The 10,960-nt window shown below is 49.1% G+C and carries 10 protein-coding genes; 8 read left to right on the top strand and 2 right to left on the bottom strand.

Going from position 1 to position 10,960, the window contains the following annotated elements:
* The first annotated feature begins 1 nt into the window (after position 1).
* Complete coding sequence (gene pyrE, locus PP175_RS16745; protein WP_272439453.1) at positions 2 to 628, top strand: orotate phosphoribosyltransferase; 627 nt, start codon at positions 2 to 4, stop codon at positions 626 to 628.
* A 432-nt stretch (positions 629 to 1,060) separates the two neighbouring features.
* A complete protein-coding gene (locus tag PP175_RS16740; RefSeq protein ID WP_272439452.1) occupies positions 1,061 to 1,243 on the top strand; it encodes a hypothetical protein in 183 nt (60 codons plus the stop codon).
* A 16-nt stretch (positions 1,244 to 1,259) separates the two neighbouring features.
* On the opposite strand, the gene PP175_RS16735 is transcribed toward PP175_RS16740, so the two are convergent.
* Positions 1,260 to 3,236 (bottom strand): oligosaccharide flippase family protein, encoded by a 1,977-nt coding sequence (locus PP175_RS16735; RefSeq protein WP_272439451.1) that lies wholly within the window; start codon positions 3,234 to 3,236, stop codon positions 1,260 to 1,262.
* A 23-nt stretch (positions 3,237 to 3,259) separates the two neighbouring features.
* On the bottom strand, positions 3,260 to 4,969 hold the full coding sequence (locus tag PP175_RS16730; RefSeq protein ID WP_272439450.1) for an Rqc2 family fibronectin-binding protein: 1,710 nt from the start codon (positions 4,967 to 4,969) through the stop codon (positions 3,260 to 3,262).
* A 325-nt stretch (positions 4,970 to 5,294) separates the two neighbouring features.
* Here PP175_RS16730 and PP175_RS16725 point away from each other — a divergent pair, with 325 nt between their 5' ends.
* Genes PP175_RS16725 through rpoZ form a run of 6 tightly spaced genes read left to right on the top strand, consistent with a single transcriptional unit; the run spans position 5,295 to position 10,897 of the window.
* The gene (locus PP175_RS16725) at positions 5,295 to 8,039 is read left to right on the top strand and encodes a calcium-translocating P-type ATPase, SERCA-type (RefSeq protein ID WP_272439449.1); all 2,745 of its coding nucleotides are present in this window, start codon (positions 5,295 to 5,297) and stop codon (positions 8,037 to 8,039) included.
* Positions 8,040 to 8,894, top strand: coding sequence for a diaminopimelate epimerase (gene dapF, locus PP175_RS16720; protein ID WP_272439448.1), 855 nt, complete (start codon positions 8,040 to 8,042; stop codon positions 8,892 to 8,894).
* A complete protein-coding gene (locus PP175_RS16715) occupies positions 8,879 to 9,757 on the top strand; it encodes a YicC/YloC family endoribonuclease (protein WP_272439447.1) in 879 nt (292 codons plus the stop codon). The genes dapF and PP175_RS16715 overlap by 16 nt, the downstream gene beginning before the upstream one ends.
* Positions 9,758 to 9,804: 47 nt before the next feature.
* The gene (gene remA, locus PP175_RS16710) at positions 9,805 to 10,065 is read left to right on the top strand and encodes an extracellular matrix/biofilm regulator RemA (RefSeq protein WP_272439446.1); all 261 of its coding nucleotides are present in this window, start codon (positions 9,805 to 9,807) and stop codon (positions 10,063 to 10,065) included.
* A 17-nt stretch (positions 10,066 to 10,082) separates the two neighbouring features.
* Positions 10,083 to 10,703 carry a guanylate kinase gene (gene gmk / locus PP175_RS16705; protein ID WP_442870386.1) on the top strand — a complete coding sequence of 207 codons (621 nt, stop codon included), beginning with the start codon at positions 10,083 to 10,085 and terminating at the stop codon, positions 10,701 to 10,703.
* Positions 10,700 to 10,897, top strand: coding sequence for a DNA-directed RNA polymerase subunit omega (gene rpoZ / locus PP175_RS16700; RefSeq protein WP_272439445.1), 198 nt, complete (start codon positions 10,700 to 10,702; stop codon positions 10,895 to 10,897). The genes gmk and rpoZ overlap by 4 nt, the downstream gene beginning before the upstream one ends.
* The last annotated feature ends 63 nt before the right edge of the window (positions 10,898 to 10,960 follow it).

Below are 10,960 nucleotides of genomic sequence, written 5' to 3'. Positions count from 1 at the left end.
TATGAGTACAGCCCGTAAAATTGCGGAAGAACTTTTGCGAATAGAAGCCGTATCCCTGAGGCCGGATGAACCATTCACATGGACTTCAGGAATTAAAAGCCCCATATATTGTGACAATAGGCTGACCATGTCTTACCCTGAAGTCCGCCGCTTAATTTGCCGGTCATTTGCCTCTATCGTACGGGAACAATTCCCGGAAACAGAAGTCATAGCCGGAACCGCCACAGCAGGCATTCCTCATGCAGCCTGGCTGGCGGAAGAATTAAATCTTCCGATGATTTATATTCGCTCCAAACCAAAAGGCCATGGAAAAGGAAATCAGATTGAGGGAAGGCTTGCTGAAGGTGCGAAAACGATTGTCATTGAAGATTTAATTTCGACAGGCGGAAGCTCTATTGAAGCAGCTAAGGCCATACAGGACGCTGGCGGGCAAGTTGTTAGCGTACTGGCCATTTTCTCCTATCAATTTCCCCGGGCTGAGCAGGCCTTCGAACAAGCAGGCCTTATATTCCAAACGCTCAGCCATTACACCGCTTTACTGGAAACAGCAGGTGAGGCAGGGATTATAAAATCCGAGCAGATAGATGCACTTGCGGCCTGGCGGAAGTACCCGGAAGAATACAGGTAAGAATAAACATCGCGGACATGCCGCTCTGTCCTTTCCCCCCGCAGAAGATTTTTCGCCCTCTGTTCCAGATGCTCCTAAAGGGGAAAGAAAGGAGCCGGCATTGCCTCGCGATGTTTTTCTTTAGCATTTTGGGGACCATATGGTCCCATTTAAGAAATTACATGTTACTTTAATGCTTTATAGTAACATATAATTTCTTTCTGTATAAAACAAGGACCTAGCTCATATGGTGAGCAGGTCCTTTGCATTTTTTGGAAATTGAGGAATGCTGTTTTAGCATACTGTCAAGTGGTAAATAATAAACATAAAGCAAGAAGGTATGGATTTCGATTTCTACGCGCCAGAAGAAGAATAAAACAGAGAAGCACTCTCATACATGCCTATCGAAAAACCATAACCGTGTATACAGCAGTAGAGAGGGCGGATTATGAGATGGATAAGAAAGAGTGGGAAGCGCTATATTTGTCGCATAAGAACTGGAAAGAGTTTATATCCGAACTGCTTGAGAATAAAGAAGAAGCAGCTGATAACCCGATGGTAAAACAAATCCAGCTTGAAATACATGAAATAGATAATCTACTTAAGAAGCTTTCGGATAACGAGCATATGGCTTGACAAAAGAGTGGACGCATTAATGAAGTCCACTCTTTTGCTGTTCAATAAAGGCAGGAAGAATCCGGTAGCGCGACAACACGTGGTACACACGCTGGAAGACGCCTGGCAGATACTGAATTTCACGGATATCGATCCCGTTAAGCCAGAAGAGGCCTATGCCATACGCTGAGAGGCTGACAAGAGCGATTATGCAAGATTCGAGGCCATAAAACAAGAAATTAGGCAAAGGGATAGAGGGCCTTATACGTAACCCCATCTCGACAATTACCCAGCCTACCAATACCATCGCAAAGCAAGAAACGAGAAATCCTCTCCACTTTTTCCCCAGTATTGAAAGCTTCGTATACCTGTTTATCGAACGCATATTTAACACCATCACGACTACAAAGCAAAGTGTCGTGGCCAGAATGATGCCATATATACCGAATAGAGGGGCAAAAATATAGTTTCCAATCCATTTAATCAGCACACCGATTGCCACATGCAGCATTGGCAGGTGACTGCGGCCCAGCCCCTGCAAAATGCCGCTGGAGGTCATCATCATAATTTGAAAAATGGTGCCGAAGCACAAGGCCGCAATGATACCTGAAGCGGTCGTGAAAATCTCACTCGAGTTTTTAAACAAAAACCCATTCACAGGATAAGCGGCAACCGTTAGGTACAGAGCGGCGGGCACCCCTGTTAGAAGCGACATGCGCAGCGCGAGCGAACTCATGCGCTGGACTTCCCGGCGGTCTCTGCGCGAATGAGCGGCAGAAACGACCGGGATAATGGACATGCTGAGCGCCGTGGCGAGGATAATCGGCAATCCAGCCAGCGACTGCGCACTGCCGGATAGAATTCCATTCAATTCCATAGCCTGGTTATAACCTTGCAGCTGATCGGTAAAAAATCGCTGCGGAACCATCGGCACGGAACCCTTATATTTATTAGGTTGAAACATGCCAAGATTTTTTCCGTTGACGACAACTGGCTTTTTTAGGGTAAGCCAGACATCGGTTTTTCCGCGCACATAATGAACCATTTGCCGCGACTCGTTCCAGCTAATGCGGGCGCCCAGCGCCTTTCCAACACTGTCGAACGGAACCATCGCCACATTGTGGTCGAGATAGGGAGCTGCAGGCAGCGTGAGGCTCTGGCCTGCAACGATGGCTGATTGGCTGTTAATCGTGAAATTCACGCGTTCCTGTACCGGAGTCAGCAGGCGCAGCCCTGTGGACGAATCGATGAAGTAAAGCAGCGGTACGGCCAGTGCTGACAGCGTAATCGGTACGGATAGCCTGAATAATTTACCATAGATTTCACGCAGCGGCAGAATGCTGTAAGATCGCTGTGTGGCAAGTTTTCTCTTCTGGTCCGGTCTGTGTTTCTTGTAGAAATACATCATCACGGCAAGCGCTGCAATGCTTCCAGTAAATGCGCCAAAGGAAGCACCGGCAACCGCTACATCCTTGTTGTACCCGATATGGAGCAGGACAATTGGAAAAACCACGGCTGTTACCACGCGCAGGATTTGTTCGTTTATTTGCGAAATGCCAGTCGGGTGCATAATCTGCTGTCCCTGAAAGTACCCGCGCATAATTGAAATAACCGGAAAGAATAGCAGCGTAGGCGCAATCGCTTTGATAGCCTTCTCTGCTTCCGGGGCCAGGACCCAATCTGCATAAAAGGGAGCGGCGAGATATAACAGAAGCGCCATAAAGACGCCTCCTACCAGCGTAAAGTTGCGGGCAGCCCGGTACGTTTGGAAGGCTTCATGATACCTTCCCAGTGCATTGTAACCGGCCACCTGCTTGCTTAAAGCGCTTGGGATGCCAAGGGTGGCAATCGTAAACAAAAGGTTATAGATGTTGTAAGAAATGCTGTATAAATTCATGCCGTCATTGCCCATAATGTGCTGCAGCGGCACGCGCTGGACAACGCCCAGCAGCCTTGCCACGACCGCTGCCAGGGTTAGGATCAGCGTACCTTTTAAAAATGAATTATTTGACATACTGTTTCCTCATTAAGCTAGTTCTACTTATCCGCTAAATTCCGGATTACCGATTCATCCGGTGTTACGAACAGCGTTTTTTGCTGCTCATAAATGACAAAGCCGGGTTTTGCTCCTTTGGGTTTTTTGACATGGCGAACCAGCGTGTAATCAACAGGCACCTGGCTGGACTCCCGTCCTTTGCTGAAGTAGGCGGCCAACTGCGCTGCTTCATGAAGCGTTGCTTCTCCATAAGAAGCGGATTTAATCACAACATGGGAACCCGGTATGTCTTTCGTATGCAGCCAGGTATCCTCGCTGCCGGCGACTTTGCTGGTCAGGTAATCGTTTTGCCGGTTGTTTTTACCGACATAAATCGGAATGCCCTCGCTGGATGTGTACTGTGCAATGACAGGGGCCTTCGGTTTTGCTTTGCGGTTGTTTTTCGCATGCCGAGCCCTGATATACCCCTGCTCGATCAATTCTTCTCGTATTTCTTCAATATCCTGTAAGCCGGCCCCTTCGATTTGCTGTAAAATGGTATCAAAGTAAGCTATTTCCTTTCTCGCATGCTCGATTTGATCACCTACAATAGCCACGCTGTTCTTTGCCTTCGTATATTTCTTGAAATAAGCCTGCGCGTTTTCGGAGGGTGTGAGTGCGGGATCGAGGGGAATCGACACAATTGGTGCGTCTTCCTTATAATAGTTTAACACGTTTGCCTCCGTTTGGCCCCGCTCAAGCTGATAAATATTTGCGGTAATCAATTCACCGAACTGCTGAAATCGTTTGGCATCTTCCGCTTCTTCAAGGGTCAGCTTCAGCTTTTCGATTTTTTTTGCGTTTTTATTGCGTTCGTTGCTGACGAACCGGATAAGATCATGCAGTTTTTGTTTAACGGCGTCGCGCTGCGCTTTTCCGTGGTAAAAGGCTTCCAGGCATTCGCTTACCGTGCCGAATACTTCGTTCGTGCCGCTCGTAAACTGGGTTAGCTGGATCACGGAGAAAGCTGTTTTATCGCCGAATTGAATATTTGGCACATATTTGTTGTTCTTGACCGGTCCCATTATGGTATTAAAGGCTTTCCACAACGCTTCGCGGGTGGAAAGCCCCGCCCGGTAGACTATTTCATCTGCGACAAGCGGGCTGATGCCCGCGAAACTTGCTACAATTTGCCTGCTGATTTTTCCCTGGTTCAAATCGATCAGCCGGATAAAATCGTTATAGTCCGCCGTTAGCGGATTTATTTTGTCCTGAGGAGGCGGAGCTACATAGGGACGTCCGGGAAGTACAACCCGGTGCTGGCTTATCGCAGGCGTCACATGGTGCAGGCCATCGTGAATCAAGCCGGTTTCAGGATCAAGCAAGATTAAGTTACTGTGACGGCCCATAATTTCAAGAACGAGACGCTTGCGCCTGTCATCGCCAAGTTCATCCCGGCTTTTGATATCTATATGAATAATCCGTTCCATGCCAGCCTGCGTAATCGATTCAATAATCGCTCCCTCACAGTATTTACGAAGCAGCATGCAGAACATAGGAGGCTCAAGCGGATTCTGGTACTCTTTCTTCGTAATATGTAACCGGGGAAAACTGTGGCTGGCCGACAGCAGCAGGCGTGTATTGCCATTTCGAGCCCGAATTTGCATCACAATCTCTGTATCCGTGGGCTGGTAAACCTTTGTAATGCGCCCGGTAACAAGAGAAGCCAATTCATGAACAGCGGCTCGCGTTACAATGCCATCAAAGGCCATAAAGAAATCACCTACCTCTTTTCTTGGTTCCAAAACACCCAAGAAAAACATCGTGAGGCACATTCCGCACCTTTCTTTCCCGTGTGGAGCGTGTGGAACAGAGGGCGAAATAGACCGGCAACTGTCTCCATCGCTGAGATACCCAAATGTTTTGCCGGTCCGACCGTCGTTCCACAAAGCGGCCTTATAAACTTCTATGTGGGGAAAGGAGAGAGCGGAATGGCCTGCGATGTTTTTCTACAATGTTAACAGTATAGCATTTTTTACAGCTTGTCAGAATAAGTTAGCTAATGGAAAGTAAGACGGGAATGGGAGGGACGGCAAAGTGAGTCAACAGCACTACTGGTTCAGCTACGAAACAGACGAGCTTGCAAGAATACTAAAGACCAACGTAAAAAACGGTCTATCAAACGAAGATGCGCGTGAGAGATTGGAGGGAATCGGGGAGAACGTACTCGCAGAAAAAGAAAAAATATCTTTGCTGGCCCTTTTTCTGGGACAATTCAAGGATTTCATGGTGCTCGTGCTGCTGGCAGCTACTTTAATATCCGGATTTCTCGGTGAATATATTGATGCGATTGCCATTATTGCCATTGTAATCATTAACGGCATCCTTGGTTTCATCCAGGAATCCCGGGCGGAAAAATCCCTCTCCGCTTTAAAGGAACTAACCGCCCCGCTCGCCCACGTGATTAGAGGCGGAAAGCTGGAACAGGTTGCGGCTAGGAGCCTCGTGCCGGGAGATATCGTATATATAGAAAGCGGAGATCGCGTACCGGCTGACATCCGCCTGATTCAGGCAAACGGCCTTCATATTGAAGAGTCTACACTTACAGGGGAATCGGTGCCTGTATTAAAAAATATAAAAACATTGGAGCATTCGCAAATCTCGCTAGGTGACCAGCATAACATGGCTTTTATGGGTACGATGGTTACCGCTGGCACCGGGTACGGTGTTGTGGTGACAACCGGCATGATGACAGAAATGGGGAAAATAGCAGACCTGATCAATACTGCAGAAACCATGCAGACACCCTTGCAGCACAAGCTGGAACAGCTCGGCAAAATATTAATCGCCGTCGCGCTTGGTTTAACCGCGCTTGTTGTAGCGGTGGGCATCTGGCACGGCCAAAATATTTATAACATGTTTTTAGCGGGTGTAAGCCTTGCCGTGGCGGCCATTCCCGAGGGACTTCCCGCCATCGTTACGGTTGCACTCGCGCTAGGCGTGCAGCGCATGATCAGGCGCAACGCGATTGTCAGAAAGCTGCCATCTGTAGAGACGCTCGGCAGCGCAAGCATAATCTGTTCAGATAAAACCGGAACGCTAACCCAGAATAAGATGACCATCACCCACATGTATGTGGACCAAACGATGTTTGAAATAAGCGGTACAGGTTACGCACCAGAAGGCTCCTTTACCCTCGACCAGCGGGAAGTAAGGCCGCGGAGCCACGCAGTTCTCTTTAAAATGCTCCAGCTGGGTGTGGCCTGCAACAACGCCGTTCTCGATTTGCAGGTTGACAAGAAAGGCCTATTTAAAAAAACACAGGAGAACTGGGTCATCACCGGTGATCCAACAGAAGGAGCGCTGCTGGTAGCAGGAGCGAAAGCGAACCTCAACCGGGAAGAAGTGGAGACGTCGTGGACTCGAATCGGAGAATTTCCATTTGATTCCGTGCGCAAAATGATGACGGTTATCCTGCAGGATCCATACGGCAAGCGGATGCTGGCAGCAAAGGGAGCTCCCGATATGCTAGTTGGCAAGTGCTCCCATATTCTGCTTGGCGGGCGTGTTGTCCAGCTTACTCCCACCATACGAAGGCAAATTGTACTTTCGAATGAAGCGCTTGCCAAAAAAGCGCTGCGTGTGCTGGGTGTAGCCTATAGGGATTTAAATGCAGGAGAACTACCCCGTGATGAGAGAGGCGCTGAACGCAATCTGGTCTTTGTCGGGCTAGCCGGCATGATCGACCCGCCCCGCGAGGAAGTAAAGCTTTCCATAAAAAAATGCCGTCAGGCGGGAATACGTACCGTTATGATTACCGGGGACCACCAGACGACGGCGGAAGCCATTGCTGCCCAGCTTGGAATTCTTACCCCGGACGCCTTGACATTAAATGGACAGGATTTATATAATATGTCCGATAATGAGTTCGATAATATAGTAGAAAAGGTATGTGTATATGCGAGGGTTTCGCCTGAGCATAAGCTCCGGATAGTGAAAGCCCTGCAGAAAAAAGGCCACGTTGTTGCAATGACCGGGGATGGTGTCAATGACGCGCCTGCCATTAAATCTGCGGATATTGGTATCGCCATGGGGATTACTGGAACCGATGTAACGAAAGAAGCAGCTTCCCTTGTTCTGGCGGATGATAATTTTGCGTCGATTGAAGCAGCCATTGAAGAAGGCCGTACCATTTATGATAACATCCGAAAGTTTATCCGTTATTTGCTGGCATCTAACGTCGGGGAGATCATGGTAATGTTCTTTGCCATGTTGGCCGGGCTTCCGCTTCCGTTGGTTCCAATTCAAATTCTCTGGGTTAACCTGGTCACAGACGGGCTGCCTGCCCTGGCACTCGGCGTAGACCAGCCGGAAGAGGCAACCATGCAGCGCCCGCCACGCTCCCGGCTTGAAGGCGTGTTCGCCAACGGCTTGGCCTGGAAGATTGTATCGCGGGGCATTTTGATCGGTCTTGTGACACTGGCCGCCTTCTGGATTACCTATCAGGCCTATCCAGGTGAGCTGATCCGGGCACAAACCATAGCCTTCACCACACTCGTTATGGCACAGCTTATTCACGTGTTTGACTGCCGGAGCGAAGTTTCGATCTTCAGCCGCAATCCGCTCCAGAATAAAGCGCTGGTGCTGGCCGTTATCTCTTCGATCGCCCTCGTTTTACCGGTTGTATATACGCCTTTTCTGCAGCAGATTTTTAATACAGTGGCGCTGACACCTGGCGAATGGGTGTTTTCTATTCTATGGGCCGCGATTCCGACCTTTGCTACTGGAATTTTCTCCTTCGCAAGGTTTAAAGCTCGCAAATCACGAAAGGTTGGGGCGTAATTGAATTTCACAAAAATGAATGGACTGGGCAACGACTTTGTAGTCGTTGCCCATTTTGAAACACTTCCTTCCCATGCCAGAGAAATGGCTACACTGATGTGCAACCGCAATTTTGGAGTCGGCGCGGATGGCCTCGTATTTATTCTTCCATCCACGCAGGCGGATTTCTGCATGCGCATTATAAATGCCGATGGCTCTGAACCCGAGCAGTGCGGCAATGCCATCCGTTGTGTTGCGAAGTATGTATACGATCACCATATGACGGACAAAATGGACATTTCAATCGAGACGCTCGCCGGCATCCAGCATGTCTCTCTTACAGTTGAAAGCGGGAAGGCGGTAAACATTAAAGTAAACATGGGCAGACCGGTACTACACGGGCCTGAAATACCCGTTGCACTTGCTGATAACCAGATCGTTGAGCATCCCATCACAGTCCAAAATCAGCACTTCGCCTTCACAGGTGTATCCATGGGTAATCCGCATGCGGTAATTTTTGTTGACGACGCCGTGTCGTTTGCCGTTGATGAATGGGGACCGCTCCTTGAAAACCATGCGATGTTTCCCCGTAAGGCTAACATTGAATTTGTCTCGATCCGCTCGGCGAATGAGGTCGATATGCGGGTATGGGAAAGGGGATGTGGACAGACGCTTGCCTGCGGAACCGGTGCCTGTGCGACTGCGGTTGCCGGGGTGCTAGCCGGGAAAATGGATCGTTCTGTGCTTGTTCACCTGAAGGGCGGCGATCTTCATATTGAGTGGTCTTTGGATGGCCCTGTATACATGACAGGACCGGCAGAAGAAGTGTTTGCCGGTGAATGGAAAAAGGGAGCGGCAGCATGGTCTACAGTATGACGGGTTTCGGGCGGGCTGAGCGCCGCAGCGGCCAGGCCCATTTTTTTGTGGAAATGCGTTCGGTTAACCACCGTTTTAATGAAATATCCATTCGCCTCCCTCGGGAGCTTAACGTTCTTGAGGATAGCGTCCGCAAAGCGGTACAGGAAAAAGTAAAGCGCGGGCGGGTTGACATTCTTATCGTAATGAAAGCCGAAAACCCGTCCGTTACACTCGAAGTAAACTGGAAGCTAGCCAGACAGTACCAGGAGGTCGCCAGGCGCATGTCGGAGATGCTTAATCGGCCAGATGAAATCACTGTCCAGCAGATCATGGCTTTGCCGGATGTTGTGCGCGTGGGGGAGGAGCAGATTGACCCCAACAAGTACCGTGCTCCGCTAATGGAGGCCGTGGAAGAAGCTATTTCGTTGCTCGTATCCATGCGCAAGAAAGAGGGACAGGCTTTGCGGGAGGATATCCTGCGGCGGATCGGATTTATGCAGCAGCTTGTCACCGCGATTGAACAACTAGCCCCGCAAGTCATAGACGGGTATCGGGAACGCATCCGCGCCCGGATCGAGGAATATATACAGGAGCAGGTGCAGATCGATGAAATGCGGTTGTTGAACGAGGTGGCGCTATTTGCCGAACGGGCCGATATTTCGGAAGAACTGACCCGTTTGAAAAGCCACTTTTTACAGTTTTTCCAGATTGTTGAGGAGCCCGATTCGATAGGGCGGAAGCTCGATTTCCTCGTGCAGGAGTGCCACCGCGAGATTAACACCATGGGGGCCAAAGCAAACCACTTGGATATAAGCCAGAAAGTGGTCATGCTAAAGGCAGAGCTAGAAAAAGTGAAAGAACAGGTGCAAAATATAGAATAAAGAAGTAAAATAGGCATAACTGCTCCGAAAAGAGGGAGGCACACGGGATGGCTATTAAACTCATCAATATTGGTTTTGGCAACATCGTTTCAGCAAACCGCATTATATCCATTGTCAGCCCGGAATCTGCACCTATTAAACGCATTATTCAGGAAGCCCGGGATCGGGGAATGCTAATCGATGCGACTTATGGAAGGCGAACCCGGGCGGTTATTGTAACGGATAGCGATCATGTGATATTATCGGCGGTACAGCCAGAAACAGTGGCCCATCGATTAACCAGCAAAGATGATGAGTCAGATGAATAAGTAAGTGGAGGTTTATCATGACGCAAGAAAAAGGGTTGTTGCTCGTTCTTTCGGGCCCCTCCGGGGTAGGGAAAGGAACGGTATGCTCTGCGCTCCGGCCTTTTATGAAAGATTTGGTCTACTCAGTCTCCGCTACGACTCGCACTCCCAGGGCAGGCGAGAAGGAAGGCGTAAATTATTTCTTTAAGAGTCATAAAGAATTCGAGCGGATGATCCAACAGGATGAACTGCTTGAATGGGCTGAATATGTCGGTAATTTTTATGGCACGCCGCGGAAATTTGTTGAAGATACGCTTAATGCGGGCAAGGATGTCATACTGGAAATTGAGGTCCAGGGCGCTCTGCAGGTTAAGGAGAAATTCCCGGAAGGCATCTTTATTTTCTTGGCGCCGCCGGATTTAAAAGAACTGCGCACCCGTATTACCGGCCGGGGGACAGAATCAGAAGAGACGATCCACCGGCGCATGCAGATGGCGAAAGCTGAACTGGATTTGATGGAGCACTATAACTATGTGGTTGTCAATGACGAAGTTCATAAAGCCTGTGACCGCATTCAGGCCATTCTGGTCGCTGAACACCTGAAGAAGGAAAGACAAATAGCAAAATACCGCCATTGGATTGAGGAGGTTAACATATGATTTATCCATCGATAGACAAGCTGCTTGAGAAAGTAGACAGTAAGTACACATTGGTGAGCATCGCCTCCAAGCGTGCCCGCCAGATGCGTGAACACGAAGGACTTTTAATCGCCCGCCCGGTATCAAGCAAATATGTGGGACGGTCCTTGGAAGAGTTTCACGCCGGAGAAATTCAGTTCGAGAGATTAAAATAAGAGGCATCAAGCGCATATCCATACCCGTACTGCTCCAATAACGGCGGGGAGGATATGCGCTTT

Origin of the sequence: Aneurinibacillus sp. Ricciae_BoGa-3 (genome assembly GCF_028421645.1) — a bacterium.
Taxonomy (GTDB): domain Bacteria; phylum Bacillota; class Bacilli; order Aneurinibacillales; family Aneurinibacillaceae; genus Aneurinibacillus_B.
Note: the sequence above shows the minus strand (reverse complement) of the source record. Positions and strands in the feature narration are given on the sequence as shown.